The organism is Bradyrhizobium sp. i1.15.2 (genome assembly GCF_040548425.1).
In the GTDB taxonomy this organism is placed as follows: domain Bacteria; phylum Pseudomonadota; class Alphaproteobacteria; order Rhizobiales; family Xanthobacteraceae; genus Bradyrhizobium; species Bradyrhizobium canariense.
The window spans coordinates 1-23,824 of the sequence record NZ_JBEPRQ010000050.1; the positions used below are offsets into that span (position 1 = coordinate 1).

Below are 23,824 nucleotides of genomic sequence, written 5' to 3' on the forward strand. Positions count from 1 at the left end.
GGCCTCAAACTGGATCGACTTTTGGAGTAAACGACTTTGAAACCCCTCGACAACCCGTTCGGCACGAGGTTGTCACCCATGTCTTAGGTACGACCCGTTACCTATGTCTCCGGTCTGGACATGTCCGGAATTGGCGCGCTCGGAGAGATTCGAACTCCCGACCCTCGGAATCGAAATCCGATGCTCTATCCAGCTGAGCTACGAGCGCCCTGGCCCAGGCAATGGGCCGCAACCGAGACGCCCCAGATCGCTGCTGGCGAGCCAGCAGGCCGGACGACGTTCGGATGGGTTCGAATTAGCAGAGAGGCCGGCCAATAAAAAGCCCTTCCCGCCGGATTCGAGAAGGGTCGGACCCGCTCTTACCAAGTGCTGTTGAAGAAGCCGAAATGCGGCTGCTGCGCCATCACCATCATCGGCCCACCTTGCTGCGGCATCGGACGCGTTCTGGCGACCTTGCGCTTGGGCTGCTGCGCCGGGGGCCGAGGGGGCTGGGCCTGAGGAAGCTGGGCCTGCGCCTGAACTTGCGGCTGAATTTGCGTCTTGGCTTCGGTCCTCTTGGCGGCAGCGGTATTGGCCTTCGCGGCCGGCGTGAATTGGGCGAACGTCTCGCGGACCCGTGCCTTGGCTGAAATCTCGGCCAAAGCCGGAGACATGCTCTCCACGGGCGGCTGGGGAGCCGCGACGGCGGCGATCTTCACCGCAGGGGCGGCAAGCGTCGGCTGACTGGTGTCGAGAACGACGCGCTCCGGCAGGTGGCGATCGGACCGGATCCGGATCAAAGGCTGTTCGTTGCTTGCGGTTGCGACAGCCTGCGTCACAGGCGAAGTCGGCAGAACGGAGTTCGCCGCGAACAGCAGTGCGAGCAAGGCTCCACCGACAAAGAAGAAATACCGAAAAATGGGCATTTGGCCACGCTCCGCCCGTCGCATCCCCGCGTGGGCTCTCCGCCTTAACGGGCGATCATTTAATTGGTTCCTGGCCCAGCCGTTCGGTTCAAATGGCGACGCCAAGTTTTTTGCCCAAGCCCCCAGGACAGTAACTTTTCCGCTACCGGAAAATGCCGGCCTTAGGTCCGGCGTGCTGCCACAAGCGAACACTTCGCCTGATCGGCATTCACGTTGACGAAGCCGACAGGAATGCGCGCAAAAGTCTTGCGGCTCTTCATGCCGACCGTATCAGCCAGAACGCGGCTGCGGTCGGTGAGATGACTGCCATCGCGCCGCGCAAAAGCGCAGACGATCTCGACATCCTTTACGGCATAGTCATTGTCGTTGCGGAGCGTGAGCGTCACCAGCGCCTTCGAGCCAAGGCCGCCGCGGCGCCAGGTCTGAGATGAAATCCTGATCCGACCGAGTTCTGCCATTGTCGGAATCTGAGCTTCGGAAGGCGACGACGGGGCGGCCGCATCGCCCAAAGGCGCCGTCTCGACCGCTGCCACGTCAGACCTCACCGGTTCGGCACTGTTGCCTCTGGAAACAGGGAGCAGCATCCAGACGCCGCAACCGACGATGATGGCCGCCAACAGCCACAGCAGGCCTCGCCCAACTGAAACGCTCGCGATCGTCACCGCCCGCGCCAGTCGTTCGCCGGTCCCGGCGAAACGCCCTAACCCGATGCGGTCAAACCCAGCGTTCATGGTTGCCTCACCGATCGCGGCCGAAGCACGTTCGACAACGGATTCCGCCATTGCTTACCTTAATCCGGAAGACGAACTAAGGTTCCCGCGCACTGGCGAGTCGGCAAGAGCGGTGGCGGTCACCGGCCGAGGCGGCTAACATGCGCTGCAACATCAAGACCCGTCGGGAGAACATGAAATGCCAGTCGTCACTTGGGATCACGTCCATCTGCGCAGCCCCGATCCGGAGGCCACGGCGGCGTGGCTGCGGGACATCCTTGGTGGCGAGATCGTGCAAGCGCCCGGACGGATCGACGTGAATCTTGGAGGCGCAAGGATCTTCATTGCGCCACTCGAGGGCGACAACGCGGTCAACCCGCCGCCGCCGCACCCGCATCAGGGGCTCGACCATTTCGGTCTCACGGTGAAGGACATCGACGCCGTCGCCGCCGAGATCAAGGCCAAGGGCGTCACCTTCACGCGCGAACCGACCACGATCCGCCCCGGCGTGCGCATCTGCTTCATCCGCGGCCCCGAAGGCATCTCCATCGAGCTGCTCGAGCGCGACAAGAAATATACCTGACACGGCGCGCGCCGCATCGGCGCACCGGGCGACGTGCGGCCCCGCGCGCCTAAGTCATGCTGCCGGGCATGAAGCAGCGGATGGCCACGCCCATGTAGCCGTAGATCGGCCAGACCATAGTGCGTCCCACCCGGTTCGGCTCCGAGATCACGGCCTCCTCTGGCACCTCGACCCAGACGAGCTCCTGCGGTCGGCCGTCGATCACGTAGCCATAGCGCGGGACGCGGACCCGATAGTGCCCGTCCTTGCTGTCCCAGTCGGTGTCTGAGAGTGCCGAGCCGTCTGCATCGGAGCAGCAAGGCCCCTTGCCGCTTCGCAGTCCGTCGAACCAGGCCTTCAATTCGGCATTGGTGTTGACGAACTGGCCGCGGTCGCGCGCGTGCCCGAAGGGGGGTGCGAGTGCGATCAAGGCCAGGGCGCAAGCGAGGCTCGCCACGGTTCGCCAGCGTACCGCGCCGCCAATCCGCTGTTGTCGTGTTTCGCAAATCGTGGGACGCACACTGTACAGACGCGGCTCCTCGCCGCCGGAATCGATCCAGTTGCTCACGTTTGTCTTGCTCCAGCACCCCGCGGCCAGTGCAACAATGGTTATGCATTTCGCGGGCCAACTTGATTCGCAACGACTGGCCTCGCTTCATAATCAGACCGTCATGGCGGTGTCATAGACAAGCCGGGACAACTACGGCTCACGGACAGGCTCGCAAGGCCGGCAGCCAAACTCCCGCGTTGCGTGGCCGCATGCGCTTTGGCATAAATGCCTACCGGTTACGCCATTGGGCGATGGCGGCCGGCCTCGGGACGTTATGAAGAACGGCCTCTATTCGATTCACGTGAACCTGCTCGATGGTCGGGTCGGCAAGGGCAGCGGCGTGATCCTTTTTCGCGACGGCAAGATTCTTGGCGGCGATGCCTACCTCTATTACACCGGCAGCTACACGGTGAAGGACAACACCTTCAAGGGTGAGGTGCTGGTCCAGCGTCACACCTCGCCGCGGGGCGACGACAATCCGCTGTTCGGCGGGCCGGCCGCGGTCGGCATCGGCGTCAGCGGCACCTTCACGGAGACGCGCGGGGACATGACGGGCACCGCGCTGGTCGGCAAGGCCAGCCAGATTTTCGGCGCGACGCTGCACAAGCTTGCAGAGGCCGACTAGAACTTCGGGTTTTAATTGAATCGACCGAAGCTCTGATTGTTGTTTCGACGCGCTTTCTTCACGCGAACCGGCATCTACTTCGCTCGAAATGCTCGAGCTATTCCGCGGCCTGCTCGAGCGGCGCCACGCGCGGCAGGATGATCTGGATGCGTGTGCCGCTGCCCGGTTCGGAATCCAGATCGAGCCGTCCACCGAGCCTGTTCGTGACGATGCTGTAGACGATGTGCAGCCCGAGGCCGGTGCCGCCCTGGTCGCGCCGCGTCGTGAAGAACGGATCGAAGGCACGGCGGCGGACGTCGAGCGACATGCCGCAGCCATTGTCGGAGAAGATGATTTCGACATTGTCCTTGCCGGACTCGCGCACCTGGATGTCGATGGTCCCCGGCCGACCGTCCGGGAAGGCGTGCGCCACCGCGTTGAGAAACAGATTGGTGAGCACCTGCCCGTACGGTCCAGGATAGCTGTTCATGGTCAGATCAGGCTGGCACTCGACGTTGAGCGTCAGATTGTGCTTGCGCAGGCCCGGCCGCAGACTCATCACCACCTGCTCGGTGAGGTCACCGAGATCGAAGCTGCGCTGGTCCGAATAGTTGCGGTCGGCGGCAACCTGCTTGAACGACTGGATCAGCTCGGCGGCGCGGTTGAGATTGGAGACGAGCTGCGAGGACGCGTCGCGGCTGGTATGGAGAAAGTCGTTGAGCGTGGAGCGGCGCAGCTCGCCACGCTCGACCTCGGCGGTGAACATCGCGGTCTTGCGCTCCAGCGCGGAGGCGACCGTGAGGCTGATGCCGACGGGATTGTTGACTTCGTGCGCGACGCCGGCGACGAGGCGCCCGAGCGCCGCCAGCTTCTCCGCCTCGATCAGCGAGGCCTGGGTCTCGCGCAGATTGCGCAGCGCGGTCTCGGCGGATTCCTTAGCCTTCCGCATCTCCTGCTCGCCGCGCTTGCGCTCGCCGATGTCGAGCGCCACGGTCACGATCCGCTCGATCTCGCCTTCGGCATCGAGCAGCGGCAGCTTGTTGACGAGCCATTGCCGCATGTGGCCGGACGAATCAATGTACTCCTCTTCGTAGAAGCCGAGACCTTTTCGCAGCGTCAGCACGCGCTTGTCGCTCTCGTCGGACTTGGCCGCGCCGTAGCGAGACATCAGGTCGGCCGTGGTGCGGCCGAGCGCATCGCCGGGCTCGATGCCGAAGATGCCGGCCATGTAGCGGTTCATCAGCACGTAGCGCAGGTCGCGGTCCTTGACGTTGATGACCGCGGGCACGGTGTCGATGACCTGCTGGAGCAGGCGCCGTCCTTCGGCGATGGCGTCTTCCGCGCGCTTCTGGTCGGTGATGTCGCGCAGCGTGCCCTCGTAGCGGACGATGTTGCCCGCCTCGTCGCGGACGCCGGTGGCACTGTCGGACAGCCACAGGATGTCGCCGCCGCGCTGGCGCACCTGGTACTCAAACTCGCGCACCATGCCGTCGCGTGCCATCAGCCGCTGATATTCGACGCGCGCCTCGGGATTGACGTAGATTGTGTGGGCGATGTCGTTGATGCTGTCGATCAGCTGCTGCGGGCTGTCGTAGCCCATCATCCGCGCCAGCGCCGGATTGGCATTGAGGAGGTCGCCGGCCGGCGTCGTGACATAGATGCCATCGACCGAGCCCTCGAACAGTTTCCGGTAGCTCTCTTCGGCGAGGCGCTGCTCGGTCAGTGCGCGCACCGCCGCCTCGCGCGCCGTGTCGGCCTCCTCCAGCGCGCGGCGGAACACTTCGGCCGCCCGCGCGATGTCGCCAATCTCATTGTCGAGATCGGCGGACGGGATCGAGGTGTTCTTCTCGCCGGCTGCGAGCGCGCGGATCGACCGCGCGATCTGGGCGAGCGGACGGACTGTCCGCCGCACCACGAAGCCGGCCGCGAGAATACCGATCAGCACACCGATGGTACCGAGCACGATGCTCTCCCAGCGCGCCTCCGTCAGCGTACGGGCAAAGTCGCGCGACAGCACGTGACCGCGCCGGGCGCTGACCTCGCGCAGCAATTCGGTGACGCGGCCGATCAGCCGGCCCTCGGTTCCCAGCACCTCGCGATCGATGTCGGCGATCTGCCGTTCACGGACAGCGACCGCGATGATCGCCTCGGCGTAGTCGTTGACCGCCGATCTGAGCTTGGGATCAGTGACGCCCATCGCTCGCATGCTCTGCGCCGCCTGCTCAGCCGCAGACGGGTTGCGCGCAAGCAACCCGAGCGCGATCCGGCTCTGCGCTTCCGACAAGCGGGACGCCAGCTCTCGGTCCGCAGTGCCAGAGACAGCCGCGTCGAACTGGTCACGGAGCGGCGGCAGGCCGGCAAGCAGCTGGGCGCGGCGGTCGATCAGCGTCGAGATCCGCTCCAGCCCGCTGCGATAGGTCGCAAGCCGCTCGCTGACGCCGTCGATCATGTCCTGCTGCTCGGGCACGAGCTCGATGCGGGTCTTCTTCAGGATGTCGCTGAGCGTCGAGGCCGCCTCGCCCACCTGCTTGAACTGGATGCCGGCGCCGGGATCGGTGACGAAGTCGCGCGCGGCGAGCCGCAGCTCGTTCATGCGGCGGTCGATGTCCTCGGCGAGGTCGCCGACGCTCTGCAGCCGCTGCAGCTCGGCAAAGGTCGTGTCGATGTGCCGGATCGCGATCACGCTCGCGGTCGAGGTGACGATGATCACCGCCAGCACCAGAAGGAAGCTGCCGAACGTGAGCTGGCCGATGGAGAGCGAGAATGTTCGCTTTTTCTCAGGGGTCGGCGTCAATTCGGCGGACATTGGTGATGTGAGGACCCGGCTATTGGAGCTCCAATATACGACGTATTGCGGTCCCGGGGGAACATGCGTCTCGCCGCCGAATATCCTTAATATTGCAGCCCTGCCGGACCCCCGCCGCCTCGGCTTTTATGACGTTTTGACGTCGGCCGGCCGCCGGGCCGGGATGGTCATGGCGGCGACGCCGAGAACAACGCAGGCAAGGCCGATCCAGGCGGTCCGGCTCAGGCTCTCGCCGAGGAAGGCGACGCTGATGGCAACCCCGATCGGCACGCGGAGATAAGCCTGCGCCGTGGTGCCGACCGAGCCCAGGATCTGGATCAGGCGGAAATAGATCACGAAGGCCGCGGCGGTCGAGAATGTCGCCAGCGCGAGCAGCGCCAGCACGGAACTCAGCGAGGGCGACAGTGTCCAGGGCTGCTCGACGATGAGCGAGGCCGGGACCAGCGCCGCCGCCCCCGCCAGCAGCGAGCCGGCCGCGGGCGCCATGGGATCGAGGCCCTTGAAGCTGCGGCCGAAGATCGCGGCGCAGGCGTAGCAGATGGTGGCGGCAACGATAGCGGCCTCCGCGACGAGGCCGCTTCCGACATCATGGACGGCGTCGACGCCGACGATCAGCAGGATGCCGGCCATGCCGGCAACCACGCCAACCAGCTTTCGCGGTGTCGTCGCCTCGTGACGCGTCACTAGGGCCGTGAGCAGGAAGGTGAAGATCGGGCCGGCCGAGTTGAGGATGGTCGCGAGCGCGGCATCGACGTGCCGCTCGCCCCAGGCGATCAACGTCCAGGGGATCACGCTGTTGAGCACGGCCTGGAAGGCGAAGCGTTGCCAGGTCGCGGCATCCGTCGGCATCCTGATGCCTCGCGCCCACATGATCGCGAGCAGCAGGAGGCCCGCAATCGTGGTGCGCGCCGCGATCAGCGTGATCGGCGGAATGGTGGCGACGCCGAGCTTGATGAAGGTGTAGGAGCCGCCCCACAGCGTCGCCAGCGCGAGCAGCAACGCCAGCTCGACGGCAATGTTGTTGTCCTGTCGGTTGTCCATGTCGCGCGCTCGATCCCGTTGTCAGGGACGGAACCTAGCGCGTCTGCCCTCGCCGATACTTCGTTGTGTGTCGAAGTGTTCTAGCCGAGCGCCCCGACCTCGAACACCTCACCGTCATAGCCGGCCTCGCGGGGAATGCGGAGCTGACGACCGGTTTCGGTCTTGGTCATGACAGGCATCACCGTCACGACGGACATGCCGCGGGCGTGCTCCAGCGCCGCGCTCACGCTTCCCTGCTTGGCGAGCCGGATCAGATTGCGCGTGGTCGGGAACGGCAGCTTGAAGCGGCCGCTCTCGCCTCCCTCCACCGCCTCGCGCGGCGAGACCCAGATCGAGTCGGTCGACTCCCGGCCATCATGCGCGCCGAGCTGGTCGGGCGGTGCCGCCGCAAGGAAGAACCAGGTATCGAAACGTTTTGGCATCCCCTCGGGCGTGATCCAGTGCGCGTAAGGCACCAGCGTATCGAGCGCGAGCTGGAGGCCGTTATCGGCCAGAATGCTCAGGAAGCTGATCTTGTGCTCGTTGAGCGCCACGCGATGCGCATCCGCGATTTCGCCGGCGCGCTTGGCGTCAACAGGCGTGCCCGAGTCCTTCGAGCGCGCCAGCAGGATGCCGCTTTCCTCAAAGGTCTCGCGGATCGCGGCGATCCGAAATCCGCGGTCCGCTTCACTCAGTCCCTCGCCGCCCGAATACAGATCGGAGCGGGCGACGATCTCCTGATCGCCGGCATCGACGCTGCCGCCGGGAAACACCAGCGCGCCCGAATTGAACTCGATCTGATGATGGCGGACCATCATGAAGACTTCAATTTCGTCGCGGCTCTTGCCGTCGACCTTCGCGCCGTCGCGCAGCAGGAGGATCGTCGACGCAGGGCGTGATGCTGATGCCTCGGCCATTCGATTAACCTGCCGCGCTGGATTGCGAGCCGAGATTTGCGCGCTTGTCGACGCGGGCGACTCGCGACAGCAGGTACTCGACCTCTGCCTTCGCCGTCGGCGTGATGGTGGCGCCGGGCTTGCGCTGGGCGCTGGAGGCGATGATGCCGCGTTTCTGCAGCACGTATTTGCGCACGGCAAGGCCCGCGCCGGGCTGCTGTTCATAGCGGATCAGCGGCAGATGCGCGTCGAACAGATCATGCGCGGCGTCGCGCTTGCCTTCCTTCGAAAGTCGCACGACGTCGATCAGGAGTTCGGGGAAGGCATAGCCGGTCATGGCGCCGTCGGCGCCGCGCTCCATCTCGAAGTCCAGAAAGAGCCCGCCATTGCCGCAGAGGATCGAGAGCGGCCGCAGCGAGCCGTCCTTCTGGAAATTGCGCAGCGTCGAGATCTTTTCCAGCCCCGGCCAGTCCTCGTGCTTGAGCATGACGCAGTTCGGATTGTCGGTGACGATCTTGCGGATCACGGCGGGGGTGAACACCACCGACAAGGTCAGCGGATAGTCCTGGAGCACCCAGGGCACGTCGGGGCCGATGGCATCGGCCGCCTGCTTGTAATAGCCGATGATCTGGTCGTCGGTCCGCAACGACGGCGGCGGCGCGATCATCACACCGGCTGCACCGGCCTCCATCGAGGCCTTCGCCAGCGAGCGCATGGTGGCAAAACCCGGCGCGGAGACGCCGACGATCACCTGCATCTTCTTGGCTCGCTTGACGAAGCGTACCGCCACCTGCTCGGCCTCGGCGGCATCGAGCTTCGGCGCCTCACCGAGGATCCCCAGCACCGTGACGCCGTCGCAGCCGACCTCCTCGTAGAAATCGGTCAGGCGGTCGATCGAGCGCTCGTCGATCCGGCCGTCATCGTGGAACGGCGTCGGCGCGATTGCGAAGGTGCCCTTGGCGTCGGCGGTGAGCTTCATCGTTGTCCTTGTTTCTCTCTGTCGATGCCTAAAACCGCCGCGCCCCCATCTTGATCTGCTCTTCGGAGAAGAAGATCTCCTTGGCATGATCGGCGATGTCCTGGGCGTTCCAGCCCGTGTGCGGCGGCTTCCAGCCGTCCATTTCCATCATCCGCATTTCGCGCACGCCGCGGGGCCCGGACACGCCCAGCACCTTGCCGGTCTGGTCGCCCGACAAATCGCTGACCATGTATAGCACGGCCGGCGCGATGCCGTCCGGCCCCAGCGCCGCACCGGGGTTCTCCTTATAGCGGGGCAGGTCTGCGGTCATGCGGGTCAGCGCGCCCGGCGCAAGCGTCCAGATCCGGATGTTGTATTTGCGCCCCTCGATCGCCAGCACGTTGGACAGGCCCCAGATGCCCCCTTTGGCCGCGCCGTAATTGCTCTGGCCGAAATTGCCGATCAGGCCCGAGGTCGAGGAGGTGTTGACGATGACGCCACCGCCGTTTTCCCGCATCCAGCGAAACACCGGCATGGTGCAACAAAAGGTGCCCTTCAGATGCACCTTAATGACCTTGTCCCAGTCGGACTCAGAGGCCTTGGCGAAGGTCTGGTCGCGCAGAATGCCGGCATTGTTGACGAGGATGTCGGCGCGGCCGAAATGCTTGATGGCGTCGTCGAACACCGACTGGCCGCCTTCCATCGTGGAGATGTCGGCGCGATTGGCAACGGCCTTGCCGCCTTCGGCCTTGATCGCATCCACCACGAGCTGCGCCATCGATGTGTCGGCGCCGGAGCCGTCACGGGGCCCGCCGAGGTCGTTGACGACGACGGAGGCCCCTTCCCGCGCGAACAGCTTCGCGTAGGCCTCACCGAGCCCCCCGCCCGCGCCGGTGATCAGCGCAACCTTCCCGTCGAGTAGTCCCATGGTGGCTCTCCCTGGTTTTGTTTTTCTTACCTCGCCCCGCTTGCGGGGAGAGGTCGGATCGCCCTTGCGATCCGGGTGAGGGGGTACAGGTCTCAATACCGTCTCGGCTCGTGGTGAGAGCCCCTCACCCCGCCCTCTCCCCGCAAGTGCGGGGCGAGGGAGACGACGGCCGTCGCGTGTTGCTAACCCAACACCGTCTTGCCGTTCTTGATCACGGTGACGCCGCGCGACTTCACCTTGGCTTCGAACGAGATCACGCTGCCGTCCTTCCAGAGGTCCATGGTCACGGTCTCGCCGGGATAGACCGGCGAGGAGAACCGCGCGACGTGCTGGCGGAAGGCGGAGGCATCGTAGTCGGCATAGGTCTGGAGCACGCCGCGGCAGGTGATGCCGTAGGTGCACATGCCGTGCAGGATCGGACGCGGGAAGCCGGCTTTCTTCGCGAACTCAGGGTCGGAGTGCAGCGGGTTGCGGTCGCCGCAGAGGCGATAGACCAGCGCCTGGTCGGGACGCGTCACGATGTCGATGGTCGTGTCGGGTGCGCGCGACGGGATCTTGTGCGGATCCGGCTGGGTCAGGTTCGGCCCGCCAAAGCCGCCGTCGCCGCGGGCGAAGCGCGAGGCGACCAGCGTTGCCAGCTTCTCGCCCTTCTCGTTCTTGAGCACGGTCTGGTGGCTGATGACGACGCCCTTGTCCTTGCCTTTATCGTAGACTTCGACAACGGAGGAATCGGCGGTGATGTGCGCGGCGACCGGCAGCGGCTGGTGGAAGGTGATGTCGCGCTCGCCGTCGACCACCATCACGCGGTTGAGGTTCATCTCGCCCGGACCCGCGCCCCACGCCGCAACGGACGCAAAGGTCGGCACCACCTTGAGCGGTCGCGGCGTCAGCGTGCCCTCGTTGACGAAGGCGAGCTCGTTTTCGTCCATCGGATCGGCGCCGAGGCCGATACCGTAGGCATAGAGCATCACTTCGCGGTCGGTGTAGGCATATTTCTGGCCGAGGTTCTTGAGGCCTTTGAGTTCGTCGTATCTGGCGGACATTTTTGTTGTTTCCTCCCGGCAGCTTCAGCTGAGCGGCGCCCATTGTTGCGCCCTCTCCCCTTGTGGCAGAGGGCTACAAGGTGCCCGCAACAAACTCGTTTGGGTGAGGGGTTCGCTCCTCATCGAACAATCTCTCTGTGGAGAGATACCCCTCATCCGGCGCTTCGCGCCACCTTCCCCCACAAGGGGAGAAGGGAAGAACTCGCCGCGCCTACTACGCCGGCGTGAAGAACGGCAGCGGCGCCCCGTCCGTCGGCTTGAACACCACCTTCACCTTCTGGCCGATCTTCAACGTCGTCAGATCGCAATCGACGAAATTGGTCTGGAGCGACGGCCCCTCCTTCAGCGTGACGTAGCCGATCGCGTAAGGACCGGTCGGCGACTTCCGCATCAAGCTGTAAGTGTAGATCGTGCCTTCGCCCGAAGACTCCTCCCACACCGTCTTGTCGGAGTAGCAGAACGGGCAGATCGCGCGGGGGAAGTAATGCGCTTCGCCGCAGGCGGTGCAGCGCTTGATCATGAACTTGCCCTCTTTGGCCGCGTCCCAGAACGCCGCTGTCTCAGGGTTCGTCACCGGGGCCGGATATTTCTTGGCTTCGCTCATCACACGCGCTCCAGAATCGCAGTCGAGGCGGCGTGGCGGACGCCGAGAAGCCCGCCGGTGCCGTGGGCGATGGCGAGATCGCAATTCTTGACCTGCACCTTCGGATGCGCCTCACCGCGCAGCTGCCGCACGGCCTCGAGGATCTTGGTCATGCCGCCGCGGTTGACGGGATGGTTGCTGCAGAGGCCACCGCCGTCGGTGTTGAACGGCAGCTTGCCGACGCCCGAGATCAGATTGCCGTCGGCGACGAACTTGCCGCCCTCGCCTTTCTTGCAGAAGCCGAGGTCTTCGAGCTGCATCAAGACGGTGATGGTGAAGCTGTCGTAGATCGAGGCGTATTTGATGTCCTTCGGCGTGATGCCGGCTTCCTCGAAGGCACGCGGGCCGGACCAGATGCCGGCGGAGTAAGTGAGGTCGAGATCCTTGCCGCCGCGCGGGCCCTTCATCGCCTCGCCGTGGCCAATCAGTCTGACCAGCGGCTTCTTCAGACTTTTTGCGATCTCGGGCGTGGTCACGATCAGCGCGCCACCGCCGTCGGAGACGACGCAGCAATCCATGCGATGCAAGGGATCGGAGATCATCGGCGAGTTCAGGACGTCCTCGACGGTGACGACGTCCTTGAGCATCGCATGCGGATTGTATTGCGCGTGGTGCGAGGCCGCGACCTTGATCCAGGCGAGCTGCTCGCTGGTGGTGCCGTAGTCGTGCATGTGACGCATGGCACACATGCCGTAGGCATTGTGCGTGCTCGCGCCGTAAGCCGTCTCGAAATCGGCCTCGGCGCCGGCCGCGCGCGGCGGCATCGCCCCGGTACGCGGCTTGCCGGCCAGCGTGATCAGCGCGACCGAGCACTTGCCCGCGGCGATCGCTTCGGCGGCGTGGCCGAGATGGATGATGTAGGAGCAGCCGCCGGTCTCGGTGGAATCGACATGGCGGAGTTTCTTGGTGTTCAGGCCGAGATAATCGACCATCGGCCAGGCGCCGCCCGGGGCGTCGCCCGCGCAGAAATAGCCGTCGACATCGTCCTTGCTGAGCCCGGCATCCTCGATCGCGCCCTTGGCGACCTCGGCATGGAGCTGGGCGGTGGATTTGTCCGGCGCATGCCGGGTCGGGTGTTCGTAGATCCCGGAAATGTAGGCTTTGCCCTTGATGGTCAAATAAGGTCTCCGCTGGCGTTTCTCACTTCCAGTTTTTTCTGAACCGCTGCTGCCCTGTTGGCAAGCGCGGAAATATTCCGCCGGGCGAGAGAGCAGCGGGTTCGCGCAAATGGCCGAGGTGCGGTGGGAGGGCCTCTGCTTCCGGAATCGTCACGCGAGCGCAGCGAAGCAATCCAGGAATCTTTCCGCGGACGCATTTCTGGATTGCTTCGCTACGCTCGCAATGACGGGAACGACGGGCAGAACCCTAAAGGTGTTTTGCCCGACGGCACAAGCGGTTTCGTTTTATCGGAACACACTTTTCTGCGAAAACAACCCGATGCACAGTAGACCGGTGGTTGATTTCAAACAGGAATTTGGTGGGTGGATTAGCGAGTCCACCCACGAAAATTCTACTCCGCCGCGATCTGCCGCGGAGCCGGCGGCGGGTTCGCGAGGTCGGCGGCGAGCTGGGCGTAGCGGGCCTTGGCATCCGCTACGGCCTTCTCCTTCACCGGGCCGTAGCCGCGGATGCGGTCGGGCAACGACAGCAGCTCCACCGCGGTGTCGATCGTGAGCGGCGACAGCAGGCCGAGCACAGTGGCGACGTCCTTCTCGTAGCCGGTGATCAGATCGCGTTCGAGCTTGCGGTCGGCGCTGCGACCGAAGATGTCGAGCGGCGTACCGCGCAGGAACTTGAATTTTGCCAGCACGCGGAACACCGGAAGCATCCACGGGCCGAAGGCGCGCTTTTTCGGGCGGCCGAGCGCATCGACGCCCCTGCTGAGAATAGGCGGTGCCAGGTTGAAGTTGAACTTGAAGTCGCCCTCGAACTGGTCGCGGAGCTGCTTTTCGAACGCGCCATCGGTGTAGAGGCGCGCAACCTCGTATTCGTCCTTGTAGGCCAGCAGTTTCGCGTAGTTGACCGCAACGGCGCGCGTCAGCGCCTCGTCATAGCCGCCCTGCCTGGCGGCGTCGCTGACCTGGTCCACCAGCTTGCGGTAGCGCTTGGCCAGCCGGCCGTTCTGATAGGCGGTGAGATGCTTGGCGCGGTGCTCGACGAGTTCGTCGAGCGTCATGGCGTCCAGGGTCCTGGGCGCAACGGCCTCGTCCGTTCCCTTCAGCATATCGGCGAGGCGCTGGGGGTCGGCGACCGCGAGGCGGCCGAGGCGGAAGGCCTCCTTGTTCATCTTGATCGAGACGCCGTTGACCTCGATCGCCTGCTCGATCGAGTCCGCCGACAACGGCAAGAGGCCCTTCTGATAGGCGTAGCCCATCATCATCATGTTGGTGGCGATGCTGTCGCCGAGCAGCTGTTCGGCCGGCTTGGTGAAGTCGAAGAATACCGAATCCTTGTGCAGCGCGGTCTCCAGCAACCCGTTCAGCTTGCGGGTCTGGAAGTTGAAATCGCGGTTGAGGACGAAGTCGGCGGTGGGAATGACGTGGCTGTTGATGATGCCGCGGGTGCGGCTGCTGTCGCAGAGCGAGATGGTGTCCTTGGCAACCGCGACCACCTCGTCGGCTGCGAGCACGACATCGGCCGTGCCGGTGACGATGCGCGAGCAGGTCACCTCGGCCGGATGATCAGACAGGCGGACGTGGCTCAGCACCGCCCCACCCTTTTGCGCCAGACCCGACATGTCGAGGATCATCGAGGCCTTGCCCTCGATATGGGCGGCCATGCCGAGCAGCGCGCCGATGGTCAGCACGCCGGTCCCGCCGACGCCGCCGACGGCGATGTTGTAGGGCTTGTCCAGGTTCGGGCGCGATGCCGGCTCGGGCAGCGCGCCAATATCGCCGACGCCCGCCGGCGCGCGCTTGCGCATCTTGCCGCCGTCGACGGTGACGAAGGACGGGCAAAAGCCTTTGACGCAGGAATAATCCTTGTTGCAGGTCGACTGGTTGATCGCGCGCTTGCGGCCGAACTCGGTCTCCAGCGGCTCGACCGAAATGCAGTTCGATTGCACCGAGCAATCGCCGCAGCCTTCACACACCGCGGGATTGATGAGCACACGGCGCGCAGGATCCTCCATCGTGCCACGCTTGCGGCGGCGGCGCTTCTCGGCGGCGCAAGTCTGCACGAAGACGATGGCGGACGCGCCCTTGACCTTGCGCAGGGTTTTCTGGACCGCATCGAGCTCGTCACGGTGCGCGGTCTTGACGCCGGGCGCGATCTCGTTCGCCGGATAGGCGTCGGGATTTTCCGAGACCAGATAGATCTCGCGGATGCCTTCGCTGTGAAGCTGGAAGGTGATCTGCTGCGGCGACAATTCGCCGTCGACATGCTGGCCGCCGGTCATCGCGGTCGCGTCGTTATAGAGGATCTTGTAGGTGATGTTGGCGCCGGAGGCGATCGCCTGGCGGATCGCGAGGCTGCCGGAGTGGAAATACGTGCCGTCGCCGAGATTGGCGAACACGTGCTCTTCCTTGGTGAAGGGGGCAACGCCGACCCACGGCACACCCTCGCCGCCCATGTGTGTGAAGGTCTCGGTCGAGCGATCCATCCACAGGGCCATGAAGTGGCAACCGATGCCGGCAAAGGCGCGACTGCCTTCGGGCACCTTGGTCGATGTGTTGTGCGGGCAGCCGGAGCAGAAATACGGGGTGCGGGCGACAGGCGCGGTCGCCTGCATTTGCGACGCCTGGCGGCCGTTGAACCAATCGGCCTTGGCGCGCAGCATCGTTGCAATTTCGGGATTGAGATCAAGTCGAAGCAGACGCTCGGTGAGCGAGCTGGCCAGTGAGGCGACGCTGAGTTCTTCGGCAAAGGGGAGGAAGCGCTTGTCGTGGTCGTCCATCTTTCCGATGATCCGGGGACGGACATCGTCGCGCCAGTTGAACAGCTCCTGCTTCACTTGATTTTCGACGATCTCGCGGCGCTCTTCGATGATGAAGATTTCCTCGAGGCCCACGGCGAATTGCCTGACGCCTTCCGGCTCCAGAGGCCAGGGCATGCCGATCTTGTACAATCGAAGTCCGATCTTGGCGGCGACCTCGGGGGTGATACCGAGCTCGCGCAGCGCCTGACGGATATCCTCGTAGCTCTTGCCGGACGCCATGATGCCGTAGCGCGCGTTCGGCGAGTCCATCGTGATGCGATTGACCTTGTTGGCGCGCGCAAAGGCGATCGCGGCAAAGCCCTTGTAGTCCTGCAGGCGGCGGTCCTGGGCGAAGCGGTCGTCGGGCCAGCGCAGATTGAGGCCGCCTTCGGGCATCTCGAAATCGGTCGGGATCACGAACGGCGTCATCTCGTCGGTCAGGTCGATCTCGGCGGTGGTCTCCACCGTCTCCGTGATCACTTTCATGCCGACCCAGCAGCCCGAATAGCGCGACATCGCGATACCGAGAAGACCCATCTCGATCATCTCGTGGACGCTCGAGGGATAGAGATAGGGCATCAGCGCCGACATGAAGGCGTGGTCGGACTGATGCGGGACCGTCGAGGATTTTGCGCCGTGGTCGTCGCCGGCGAGACACAAGACGCCGCCGTTCTTGGCCGAGCCCGCGGCATTGCCGTGGCGGAAGACGTCGCCGCAGCGATCGACGCCGGGGCCCTTGCCGTACCAGATGCCGACCACGCCGTCATACTTGGCGCCGGGCGAGAGGTTGAGCTGCTGCGAGCCCCAGACCGCGGTCGCGGCCAGATCTTCGTTCACGCCGGGCTGGAACTTGATGTTGTACTGCTCGAGATGCTTGCGCGCGGCGAAGAGCTGCTGGTCGTAGCCGCCGAGCGGCGAGCCGCGATAGCCGGAGATGAAGCCCGCGGTGTTCAGCCCCGCGGCACGGTCGCGCCGGATCTGGGCCATCGGCAGGCGGACCAGGGCCTGAATGCCGGTCGTGAAAATATGTCCGGTGTCCTGGGTGTATTTCTGATCGAGACTGATCGGACCCTGGTTGATGCCCATTATGTCCTCTTCCGCCCTTTTGAGCGCTTGGCTGCTTAAGCCGTTGCCTGCCCGTTGTTTTTAGCTAGGGCGCGCCGACCATTTCCGCCACTCTATGTCGGATATTTCACGCTCCGCATCACAATTCTGGACCAAAGGCAGCGCCGGGTAAAAATCGCAATTTCGTGGCTGCATTGGCATCCGCGATTTTCATTTTGTGTCACCATACCCCCGCCGTCGCGCAACGAATTGACGCCCGGTCATCCGGGACGGCGTCGATGGGGCGCAGGAGAGGCTTTCGATGCGGACGATTCTGGCTGGCCTGGCTCTCGTGGGTCTGGCGTTGTGCAGTGCGGTTGCGAGCGCGGCCGTCGCTGCCGAGCCTTCACCGGAGCTGATCGCCACCGGCAAGGCGCTGGTGGAGGCCGGCGACTGTGCCGGCTGCCACACCGTCGATCCCGCCAAACCGTTCGCGGGCGGAAAGCGCATCGACACGCCGTTCGGCGCGATCTACGCGCCGAACCTGACGCCGGACCGCGACACCGGCATCGGCGGCTGGACCGACGCCGACTTCACCCGCGCCGTGCGCACCGGCGTCGCGCCCGACGGCTCGAACTATTACCCGGCTTTCCCCTACCCCTATTTCACGCGGATGACGAAAGACGACACACTAGCGATCCGCGCCTATCTCGGAACGCTCGCGGCCGTCACGAGCCGCAACAAGCCGCCGGAGCTACGCTGGCCGTTTAGCCATCGCGGCCTGATGCGGATCTGGAACATGGTGTATTTCAAGCCCGGGCTGTTCGAGCCGGACCAGAGCCAGAGCGCGGTGTGGAATCGGGGCGGCTATCTCGTCACCGGGCTCGGCCATTGCGGCGCCTGCCACACGCCGAAGAACTATTTTGGCGCGGACAAGCAGGCGCAGGCACTCGCGGGCAACGAGGTCGGCGGCTGGTACGCGCCACGGCTCGATGGCGCCGCCCGCACCGGGCTGAAATCGTGGAGCGTCGAGGACGTCACGGAATATCTTCAGAGCGGGCGCAACGCCAGGAGCCATGCCAGCGGGCTGATGGCAGAGGTGGTCGTCAACTCGACTTCGAAGATGAGCGATGCCGACGTGCGCGCGATCGCGGTTTACCTGAAGGACCTGCCGCCGGCGCGGCGTGAGACGATCGTGACGCCGCCTGACGATCCCGAGATGAAGGCCGGCCAAGCCGTCTACGCCAAGCTCTGCATCGCCTGCCATGAGGCCGACGGATCCGGCGCACCGCGCATCTATCCGCCGCTGCCTGCCAACGCGCTGCTGCAATCGGTCAATCCGTCCTCGACCTTGCGGATCATCCTCGACGGCGCCCACACCGTGACCACGCCGCGCGCGCCCAACACCGGGGAGATGCCGGCCTATTCCAACCAGCTCTCCGACCAAGAGGTCGCGGCGGTGACGAACTACATCCGCAACTCCTGGGGCAACGCCGCTCCGCTGGTGACGCCGGCGCAGGTCGCAAAGGCGCGGAAGCAGGAGCCGTAACGAACGAACCTCGCGCGGCCGCGACGGTACGCTCCCTCGCCCCGTTCTTGCGGGGAGAGGGTTGGGGTGAGGGGCTGCTTCGGCGACAATCGTGACACTTGGACTCGCGGAGAGCCCCCTCACCCGCCACGCTTCGCGCGTCGACCTCTCCCCGCAAGCGGGGCGAGGTAAGAAAGAAGACCTACCGCTCCTCCTCCTCCTCTTCCGTGAACACGAATTTCGGCATTTCCCATTTGTAGCGCACCGCCAGCAGGCGAAAACTGATGCCGAGGACGAACGTCAAAATGGTCCAGAGCTCGGCGTTCAGCTTGAGGCCAAAGGCGGTCGCATAGAACAGTCCCGTCACCACCGAGACACTGGCATAGAGCTCGGAGCGGAACAGCAACGGCACGTCATTGCAGAGCACGTCCCGCAAGACGCCGCCGGCGCAACCGGTCACCATGCCGGAGACGATGACGATCGGCAGCGTGGCATCCATCTGCCAGGCGATGTCGCAGCCGGTCATGGTGAAGACGACGAGGCCGATAGCATCGAGCACGATGAAGGCCAATTTCAGCCGGTGCACCAGCCGGGCCATCAGGATGGTGAGGAAGGCGGCGCCGCCGGCCAGTGCGAGGTAGATGGGATTTTGCACCCAGGCCAGCGGATAATGACCGAGAAAGAGATCGCGCAAGGTGCCGCCGCCGAGCGCCGTGATGCAGCCGAGGAAGCAGACGCCGAGCCAATCCATGCTGCGGCGGCCGGCAGCGAGCGCGGCCGTCATGCCTTGCGCCGCGACCGCGACCAGCGACAACAGATGCAGCACGCTATCGCTCGGCGGCAAGCTCCACATCGCTTTGTTCCCTTCCGTCAGCGGAGCTTACGCTTCAGGTTCCCCAGCGAACAGGTTCCCGATTCCCGCCGCGGGCGCAACATGCGACGAAAGCATTAAGGAGGGCGGAACAGAATCTCGCATCCACGGGTTGTCCCGCCGCAATAATCGAGGAGAACCAATCGATGGCTGACGACCGTTTTATCAACGATCCGTATCGCCCGAATCTCGCCGATGATGAGTATCGCAATGCGGCGCGACGGGATGCCCAGCTCCAGGTCGACCCGGAGCTTGGCGAAGGCCCCGCCTCCAGCGGCAAAGTAGCCCTGTTCGCCGTGGCCATCGCCTTGGTGCTGGGTGCCGTGTTCTACGGCCTGAACAACACCGGCACCAGCAACCAGGCGAGCACCACGCCGGCGACGCAGACCGCCCAGCAGGCGCCGGCTACCAATCCGGCTGCACCTCCCGGCATGCGCGACGTGACGCCGCGCACCAACACCGGGCCGGGCGTGACCACGGGCGCCGCGCCGAGCAAGCCGACCCCGGATACGCCCGCACCGGCCGACGGCGCGAAGTAACGATTTGCAACAATATGCGACAGCGGCGGGATTTCAGATCCTGCCGCTTTCGTTTGTCTTTAGCTGAACATCTTGTTGAGCTCGCCGCCGGGATAGCCGCTCGCGAGCTCCGCGAAGGTGCCCTTCTCCGCCATTTCTTTCGCGGCCCGCATGAAGCCGCCCCAGGCGGCGCGAGCGAGCGAACCGCCGACGCTGATCCGGCGCACGCCGAGATCGGCAGCTTCCTGCAATGACAGCCCGGAGCCGCCGATCAGCAGGTTGAATGGTTTGGGTGCGACAGCCTTCACCACCGCGGCGATGTCCTCGCGGCTCTTCAGGCCCGGCGCGTAGAGGCAATCGGCGCCGGCATCGGCGTAAGCGGTGAGCCGGTCGATGACGAGCTTGAGGTCGGTCACGCCCCACAGATAAGCCTCGCAGCGACCAACCAGCAGCGCGCCGCTATCGCCGATCGCCTTGCGCGACGCCTTGATGCGCTCGACTGCGAGCGCGCGCTCGTAGATCGGCTTGTCCTTGTCGCCGGTGGAATCCTCGATCGACAGGCCGGCAACGCCGGTGCGCACACAGCGCTCGACATTGTCCGCGACCTTGTCCGGCTCGACTGCAAAGCCGCCTTCGAAATCCGCGTTCACCGGGATGTCGACGGACGTGCTCAATGCCGCCAGATGCTGACATACGTCCTCGACGGAGACGTGGTTGTCGGCCTTGCCGATGGTCCAGGCAAAGCCCGCACTCGACGACGCGAGTGCCTTGAAACCGAGGTGCTGCAACGCTTTCGCGCTGCCGACGTCGACCGGATTGGGCAGGATGAAGCAGCCGCTCTCGTGCATCTTCCTGAAGGTCGCGCGCTTGTCAGCAGTTGTCACGTGCATGTTTCTCTCCCTTGTTGGCCGCGCAGAGATGGGGACGTGCCGCGGCGCGCGCTAGTGCGCATCGTGCACCGCGCGGCTATCCTTCGGCGCCTGCTCGCGATCATTCATGCTGTAGTCACGGATGACGCTGGCGATACGCAAATGATAATCGGCGAAGATTTTCGCGCGGCCCTTGGCCTGGGTGCGGCGGTGCTCCATCGTGTTGCGCCAGGCTTGCACGGCCGCCTCGTCCCGCCAGAACGACACCGACAAGATTTTGCCCTTGTCGGTCAGGCTCTCGAAACGCTCGACCGAGATGAAGCCGTCGATGGTTTGCAGGATCGGCTTGAGGTCGGCCGCGAGGTCGAAATAATCCTGGCGGTGTTCCGGCTTCGGCCAGACCTCGAAGATCACGGCGATCATGGGCGTCTCTCCTGTCGTTGATGGCCTACAATATCACTTACAAGACCACTTGGCGCAGAAACGTGCGCTCTTCCGCGAGGATGAATTTGTGCTCCTCGGCGAAGTGGAAGTTCGCCATGCCTTCCGTATCCTGACGCAGCCGGGCGCGATAAGCCTCATACGCAGCGAGACTCTCGAAGGTGATCAGTGCAAACGCGATGTTGTTGGTGCCCTCGTGCGGCATGAAATAGCCGATCAGATCGCCACCGCATTTCGGGATGATGGTGAGCCAGCGCTTCGAATACTCCTCGAACTGCGCGCGCTTGAAGGGATCGAGCTGGTAGCGAATGAAGACGGTGACGGACATCTAAGTTTCCTCTTCCTTGTTTGCGCGAGCGAAGCGACAGCTCCTCATCCTGAGGAGCTTGCGCAGCAAGCGTCTCGAATGACGAAGGCTCCGCCGGTGGCCTCGCCCTTCAAGACGCGCGCAAGAGCGCGCTCCTCGGGGTGAGGATCGAGATTTCAGTTTTGCTACGCCGTTCGCTCGCGATGACGTGTATGTAGCACCACGCTACGCGCTTGCCCCACCGCAATGCTTCGGCTACCATCGAAGCATGAAATCAGGCCCAGACATCGCCATGATCGCCTCGCTCGTCGGCGATCCCGCACGCGCCAACATGCTCACGGCGCTGATGAACGGCCGCGCGCTCACCGCGAGCGAGCTGGCTCAGGAGGCCGGCATCACGCCGCAGACCGCGAGCTCGCATCTTTCCAAGCTCGAGGCCGGTGGCCTGATCGAGCCGGAGAAGCAAGGCCGCCACCGCTACTATCGCCTCACCGACGACGACGTCGCCGGCGTGCTGGAGGGCCTTGCGGGCCTCGCCGCACGGACCGGCCACATGCGCGTGCGCACCGGGCCGAAGGATCCGGCGTTGCGGCGAGCGCGGATCTGCTACGACCATCTCGCCGGCGATCTCGGTGTGCAGATGCTCGACACCCTGCGCGCGAAAAACCTGGTCAAGCAGAGGAAGCAGGAGATCGAGCTGACGGCGGATGGCGAGCGCTTCCTGGCGAAGCATCTGCAGATCTCGCCCGACATGCTCACCCATCCCCGCCGCCCCGTGTGCAAGGCCTGTCTCGACTGGAGCGAGCGGCGCCACCATCTCGCCGGCACGCTGGGCGCCGCCATGATGCAGCGTTTTGCCGAGCTGAAATGGGCCGCGCGCGACGCTACGCCCGGCAGCCGCGTGGTGAATTTCACCCGAACCGGCGAGAAGCAGTTTGCCGCGTTGTTCGGTGACGGGCGGGACTAGACACAACTCCGTGTGAACGACGTCTCTCGTCGCGGCCGGGCTTGACCCGCGGCCGTCCACGTCATTATGCGAACCATCGTTCCATGACCCTCAGAGACTCCATGAACCGCTTCGCTTGGGCCGCGCTCGTCGCCGCCCTCATCGCCTCTCCGCTCACCTCCACCCGCGCCGCCGACACCGCCCCGCGCGAGCCTTACGGCATCGCGCTCGAGGGCTTTGCCTATCCCTATCCCGTGCACGTGCTGCCTCTTGTCAATGATGGCGAGCAGCTCAGCATGGCCTATATGGACGTGCCGCCTGCGCAGCCGAACGGCCGCACCGTCGTGCTGCTGCACGGGCGCAACTTCCCGTCGAGCTACTGGGCGCCTGTTATCAAGATGCTGAGCGAGGCCGGTTACCGCGTCGTGGTGCCGGACCAAATCGGCTTCGGCAAATCCTCCAAGCCGGCGGGCGAGCTGCATTTCGACAATCTGGCGCGCAACACCATCGCGCTGCTCGATCACCTCGGGGTCGACAAGGCCGAGATCGTCGCCCATTCGCTCGGCGGCATGCTGGGCGTCCGCATCGCGCGCGCCTATCCCGACCGCGTCGCTCACCTTGTTCTGACGGCCCCGATCGGGCTGGAAGACTACCGCCTGTATGTGCCGCCGACGCCGACCGAGAAGATCATCGAGACCGAGGACAAGCTCACGGCCGATGGCTATCGCAAGCAGCTGCAGACCAATTACGCGATCAAGCTGCCGGCGGAGGCGATTACGCCGTTCATCGATGCCCGCTTCAACATCAAGGGCAGCCCTGATTATCCGCGCTGGCTGCGCGCCTTCGTCAGTTCCGGCCAGATGATCTATCGCGAGCCGGTGGCGCACGAGGTCGCACTGATCACCGAGCCGACGCTGTTCATCATGGGTGCCGACGACCACAACGCACCGGGCCGGCCGAACGCGCCGGAGTCGCTGCGCGCGAAAATGGGAGAGAACGCCGAGCTGGCGAAGGCACTCGCCGCGAAGATGCCGAATGCGCGGGCCGAGGTGATCCCGGACACCGGCCATCTCGTCTTCCTGGAATCACCGGAGAAGTACAAGGAGCTGGTCCTGGGCTTTCTCGGCCGCTAGCGACATTGCTGTCGTCCGGAGCCGCGTGCGGGGAATGTTCATGCCGCATTCAGGTCATGATTGGCAGATTTGGCTCGCGTCGTGTCGGCATGTTGCGAATTTTAACGTGTCGAATCGTGTCTTTTGATTCATGGTGCGCCGAAAGCGCCAAGCCCTCCTAGAAGCTGCCCCAATCCTGCCCGCAAAACCTCCCCAAGGACGAGAAGGAAGATCAAATGAAATACCTGTTTGCCGCCGTGATGCTCGCCAGCGCGGTCGTTGGTTTCAGCGAGGCGGCCAGCGCCGCCGGCGGTTGCGGCCCCGGCTGGTATCGCGGCGCCTATGGCGGCTGCCGCCCGATGCGCGGTCCGGTCGTTGTCCGCCCGGGTCCGATCGTGGTTGCGCCAGCCCCTGTCGTGGTCGTGCCGCGCGCGCGCGTGTGCCCCTACGGCTTCCGCTGGTACGCCGGCCGCTGCCGCCCGTTCTGATCTCGTTCTTCGCATAGCGAAATGGCCGCGCGGCGAAAGCCTGCGCGGCCATTTTCTTTTTGAGTGATCTTCCCCCAAAAAAGTGGACATGGATCAAGCCGATTTTAGCTCCATCTCGACCGGGCTGATATAGCCGATGGCCGAGTGTCTTCGGGTCTG

General features: G+C 64.6%; 23 protein-coding genes and 1 tRNA gene. 7 read left to right on the forward strand and 17 right to left on the reverse strand.

All coding sequences use genetic code 11. The features are described from left to right. Positions 1–131: 131 nt before the first annotated feature. From ABIB80_RS38110 to ABIB80_RS38120, 3 genes are all read right to left on the reverse strand, one after another. A tRNA-Arg gene (locus ABIB80_RS38110) sits at positions 132–208 on the reverse strand. 151 nt (positions 209–359) lie between these two features. Then, positions 360–905: a hypothetical protein gene (locus ABIB80_RS38115; protein ID WP_354129522.1), complete on the reverse strand. Its 546-nt coding sequence runs from the start codon at positions 903–905 to the stop codon at positions 360–362. A gap of 161 nt (positions 906–1,066) precedes the next feature. Then, on the reverse strand, positions 1,067–1,636 hold the full coding sequence (locus ABIB80_RS38120) for a hypothetical protein (protein WP_354129514.1): 570 nt from the start codon (positions 1,634–1,636) through the stop codon (positions 1,067–1,069). Positions 1,637–1,814: 178 nt separating this feature from the next. Here ABIB80_RS38120 and ABIB80_RS38125 point away from each other — a divergent pair, with 178 nt between their 5' ends. Then, positions 1,815–2,198 carry a VOC family protein gene (locus ABIB80_RS38125; protein ID WP_007603095.1) on the forward strand — a complete coding sequence of 128 codons (384 nt, stop codon included), beginning with the start codon at positions 1,815–1,817 and terminating at the stop codon, positions 2,196–2,198. Between the two features lie 49 nt (positions 2,199–2,247). On the opposite strand, the gene ABIB80_RS38130 is transcribed toward ABIB80_RS38125, so the two are convergent. Further along, positions 2,248–2,745 (reverse strand): hypothetical protein, encoded by a 498-nt coding sequence (locus ABIB80_RS38130; RefSeq protein ID WP_219684072.1) that lies wholly within the window; start codon positions 2,743–2,745, stop codon positions 2,248–2,250. Between the two features lie 256 nt (positions 2,746–3,001). On the opposite strand from ABIB80_RS38130, the gene ABIB80_RS38135 reads away from it, so the two are divergent. Further along, positions 3,002–3,352, forward strand: a complete 351-nt coding sequence (locus ABIB80_RS38135) for a GrlR family regulatory protein (RefSeq protein WP_007603093.1) — start codon at positions 3,002–3,004, stop codon at positions 3,350–3,352. Positions 3,353–3,449: 97 nt separating this feature from the next. Here ABIB80_RS38135 and ABIB80_RS38140 read toward each other — a convergent pair whose 3' ends face one another. The 9 genes from ABIB80_RS38140 to ABIB80_RS38180 form a co-directional block, all read right to left on the reverse strand. Further along, positions 3,450–6,137 (reverse strand): PAS domain S-box protein, encoded by a 2,688-nt coding sequence (locus ABIB80_RS38140; RefSeq protein WP_354129515.1) that lies wholly within the window; start codon positions 6,135–6,137, stop codon positions 3,450–3,452. 126 nt (positions 6,138–6,263) lie between these two features. Continuing rightward, entirely contained in the window at positions 6,264–7,178 is a 915-nt protein-coding gene (locus ABIB80_RS38145; protein WP_007603089.1) for a DMT family transporter, read from the reverse strand. A gap of 80 nt (positions 7,179–7,258) precedes the next feature. Then, positions 7,259–8,074 (reverse strand): NUDIX hydrolase, encoded by an 816-nt coding sequence (locus ABIB80_RS38150; RefSeq protein WP_007603088.1) that lies wholly within the window; start codon positions 8,072–8,074, stop codon positions 7,259–7,261. Positions 8,075–8,078: 4 nt separating this feature from the next. Continuing rightward, on the reverse strand, positions 8,079–9,032 hold the full coding sequence (locus tag ABIB80_RS38155) for a dihydrodipicolinate synthase family protein (RefSeq protein WP_007603087.1): 954 nt from the start codon (positions 9,030–9,032) through the stop codon (positions 8,079–8,081). A 28-nt stretch (positions 9,033–9,060) separates the two neighbouring features. Next, positions 9,061–9,939 (reverse strand): SDR family oxidoreductase, encoded by an 879-nt coding sequence (locus tag ABIB80_RS38160; protein ID WP_007603086.1) that lies wholly within the window; start codon positions 9,937–9,939, stop codon positions 9,061–9,063. Positions 9,940–10,121: 182 nt separating this feature from the next. After that, positions 10,122–10,982 (reverse strand): MaoC family dehydratase, encoded by an 861-nt coding sequence (locus ABIB80_RS38165; protein WP_007603085.1) that lies wholly within the window; start codon positions 10,980–10,982, stop codon positions 10,122–10,124. Between the two features lie 214 nt (positions 10,983–11,196). Continuing rightward, positions 11,197–11,586, reverse strand: coding sequence for a Zn-ribbon domain-containing OB-fold protein (locus tag ABIB80_RS38170; protein ID WP_007603084.1), 390 nt, complete (start codon positions 11,584–11,586; stop codon positions 11,197–11,199). Next, the gene (locus ABIB80_RS38175) at positions 11,586–12,743 is read right to left on the reverse strand and encodes a thiolase family protein (protein ID WP_354129516.1); all 1,158 of its coding nucleotides are present in this window, start codon (positions 12,741–12,743) and stop codon (positions 11,586–11,588) included. Before ABIB80_RS38175 ends, ABIB80_RS38170 begins: the two co-directional genes overlap by 1 nt. A 392-nt stretch (positions 12,744–13,135) precedes the next feature. Continuing rightward, positions 13,136–16,627 carry an indolepyruvate ferredoxin oxidoreductase family protein gene (locus ABIB80_RS38180; protein WP_354129517.1) on the reverse strand — a complete coding sequence of 1,164 codons (3,492 nt, stop codon included), beginning with the start codon at positions 16,625–16,627 and terminating at the stop codon, positions 13,136–13,138. A gap of 280 nt (positions 16,628–16,907) precedes the next feature. Between ABIB80_RS38180 and ABIB80_RS38185 the strand changes: the two genes are divergently transcribed. Continuing rightward, the gene (locus tag ABIB80_RS38185; protein ID WP_354129518.1) at positions 16,908–18,134 is read left to right on the forward strand and encodes a c-type cytochrome; all 1,227 of its coding nucleotides are present in this window, start codon (positions 16,908–16,910) and stop codon (positions 18,132–18,134) included. 181 nt (positions 18,135–18,315) lie between these two features. On the opposite strand, the gene ABIB80_RS38190 is transcribed toward ABIB80_RS38185, so the two are convergent. Beyond that, positions 18,316–18,966 (reverse strand): trimeric intracellular cation channel family protein, encoded by a 651-nt coding sequence (locus ABIB80_RS38190; RefSeq protein WP_354129519.1) that lies wholly within the window; start codon positions 18,964–18,966, stop codon positions 18,316–18,318. A 164-nt stretch (positions 18,967–19,130) separates the two neighbouring features. Here ABIB80_RS38190 and ABIB80_RS38195 point away from each other — a divergent pair, with 164 nt between their 5' ends. Then, a complete protein-coding gene (locus ABIB80_RS38195) occupies positions 19,131–19,523 on the forward strand; it encodes a hypothetical protein (protein WP_007603078.1) in 393 nt (130 codons plus the stop codon). Positions 19,524–19,582: 59 nt separating this feature from the next. On the opposite strand, the gene ABIB80_RS38200 is transcribed toward ABIB80_RS38195, so the two are convergent. The 3 genes from ABIB80_RS38200 to ABIB80_RS38210 are packed head-to-tail and all read right to left on the reverse strand — an operon-like array spanning position 19,583 to position 21,140. Then, on the reverse strand, positions 19,583–20,392 hold the full coding sequence (locus tag ABIB80_RS38200; protein WP_354129520.1) for an isocitrate lyase/PEP mutase family protein: 810 nt from the start codon (positions 20,390–20,392) through the stop codon (positions 19,583–19,585). Positions 20,393–20,443: 51 nt separating this feature from the next. Beyond that, positions 20,444–20,794 carry an antibiotic biosynthesis monooxygenase family protein gene (locus ABIB80_RS38205; RefSeq protein WP_007603077.1) on the reverse strand — a complete coding sequence of 117 codons (351 nt, stop codon included), beginning with the start codon at positions 20,792–20,794 and terminating at the stop codon, positions 20,444–20,446. A 37-nt stretch (positions 20,795–20,831) separates the two neighbouring features. Further along, the gene (locus ABIB80_RS38210) at positions 20,832–21,140 is read right to left on the reverse strand and encodes an NIPSNAP family protein (RefSeq protein WP_007603076.1); all 309 of its coding nucleotides are present in this window, start codon (positions 21,138–21,140) and stop codon (positions 20,832–20,834) included. 247 nt (positions 21,141–21,387) lie between these two features. Here ABIB80_RS38210 and ABIB80_RS38215 point away from each other — a divergent pair, with 247 nt between their 5' ends. From ABIB80_RS38215 to ABIB80_RS38225, 3 genes are all read left to right on the forward strand, one after another. Next, positions 21,388–22,086, forward strand: coding sequence for a winged helix-turn-helix domain-containing protein (locus ABIB80_RS38215; RefSeq protein WP_035994716.1), 699 nt, complete (start codon positions 21,388–21,390; stop codon positions 22,084–22,086). A gap of 101 nt (positions 22,087–22,187) precedes the next feature. Continuing rightward, entirely contained in the window at positions 22,188–23,198 is a 1,011-nt protein-coding gene (locus tag ABIB80_RS38220) for an alpha/beta fold hydrolase (protein ID WP_354129521.1), read from the forward strand. Positions 23,199–23,413: 215 nt separating this feature from the next. Beyond that, complete coding sequence (locus ABIB80_RS38225) at positions 23,414–23,665, forward strand: GCG_CRPN prefix-to-repeats domain-containing protein (RefSeq protein WP_007603074.1); 252 nt, start codon at positions 23,414–23,416, stop codon at positions 23,663–23,665. The last annotated feature ends 159 nt before the right edge of the window (positions 23,666–23,824 follow it).

Excerpts from the sequence above, each read along its gene's own strand:
- ABIB80_RS38115 (WP_354129522.1), bottom strand. The coding sequence starts at position 905 with ATGCCCATTTTTCGGTATTTCTTCTTTGTCGGTGGAGCCTTGCTCGCA.
- ABIB80_RS38120 (WP_354129514.1), bottom strand. The coding sequence starts at position 1,636 with ATGAACGCTGGGTTTGACCGCATCGGGTTAGGGCGTTTCGCCGGGACC.
- ABIB80_RS38125 (WP_007603095.1), top strand. The coding sequence starts at position 1,815 with ATGCCAGTCGTCACTTGGGATCACGTCCATCTGCGCAGCCCCGATCCG.
- ABIB80_RS38135 (WP_007603093.1), top strand. The coding sequence starts at position 3,002 with ATGAAGAACGGCCTCTATTCGATTCACGTGAACCTGCTCGATGGTCGG.
- ABIB80_RS38140 (WP_354129515.1), bottom strand. The coding sequence starts at position 6,137 with ATGTCCGCCGAATTGACGCCGACCCCTGAGAAAAAGCGAACATTCTCG.
- ABIB80_RS38145 (WP_007603089.1), bottom strand. The coding sequence starts at position 7,178 with ATGGACAACCGACAGGACAACAACATTGCCGTCGAGCTGGCGTTGCTG.
- ABIB80_RS38150 (WP_007603088.1), bottom strand. The coding sequence starts at position 8,074 with ATGGCCGAGGCATCAGCATCACGCCCTGCGTCGACGATCCTCCTGCTG.
- ABIB80_RS38155 (WP_007603087.1), bottom strand. The coding sequence starts at position 9,032 with ATGAAGCTCACCGCCGACGCCAAGGGCACCTTCGCAATCGCGCCGACG.
- ABIB80_RS38160 (WP_007603086.1), bottom strand. The coding sequence starts at position 9,939 with ATGGGACTACTCGACGGGAAGGTTGCGCTGATCACCGGCGCGGGCGGG.
- ABIB80_RS38165 (WP_007603085.1), bottom strand. The coding sequence starts at position 10,982 with ATGTCCGCCAGATACGACGAACTCAAAGGCCTCAAGAACCTCGGCCAG.
- ABIB80_RS38170 (WP_007603084.1), bottom strand. The coding sequence starts at position 11,586 with ATGAGCGAAGCCAAGAAATATCCGGCCCCGGTGACGAACCCTGAGACA.
- ABIB80_RS38180 (WP_354129517.1), bottom strand. The coding sequence starts at position 16,627 with ATGGGCATCAACCAGGGTCCGATCAGTCTCGATCAGAAATACACCCAG.
- ABIB80_RS38185 (WP_354129518.1), top strand. The coding sequence starts at position 16,908 with ATGCGGACGATTCTGGCTGGCCTGGCTCTCGTGGGTCTGGCGTTGTGC.
- ABIB80_RS38190 (WP_354129519.1), bottom strand. The coding sequence starts at position 18,966 with ATGTGGAGCTTGCCGCCGAGCGATAGCGTGCTGCATCTGTTGTCGCTG.
- ABIB80_RS38195 (WP_007603078.1), top strand. The coding sequence starts at position 19,131 with ATGGCTGACGACCGTTTTATCAACGATCCGTATCGCCCGAATCTCGCC.
- ABIB80_RS38200 (WP_354129520.1), bottom strand. The coding sequence starts at position 20,392 with ATGCACGTGACAACTGCTGACAAGCGCGCGACCTTCAGGAAGATGCAC.
- ABIB80_RS38205 (WP_007603077.1), bottom strand. The coding sequence starts at position 20,794 with ATGATCGCCGTGATCTTCGAGGTCTGGCCGAAGCCGGAACACCGCCAG.
- ABIB80_RS38210 (WP_007603076.1), bottom strand. The coding sequence starts at position 21,140 with ATGTCCGTCACCGTCTTCATTCGCTACCAGCTCGATCCCTTCAAGCGC.
- ABIB80_RS38215 (WP_035994716.1), top strand. The coding sequence starts at position 21,388 with ATGAAATCAGGCCCAGACATCGCCATGATCGCCTCGCTCGTCGGCGAT.
- ABIB80_RS38220 (WP_354129521.1), top strand. The coding sequence starts at position 22,188 with ATGAACCGCTTCGCTTGGGCCGCGCTCGTCGCCGCCCTCATCGCCTCT.
- ABIB80_RS38225 (WP_007603074.1), top strand. The coding sequence starts at position 23,414 with ATGAAATACCTGTTTGCCGCCGTGATGCTCGCCAGCGCGGTCGTTGGT.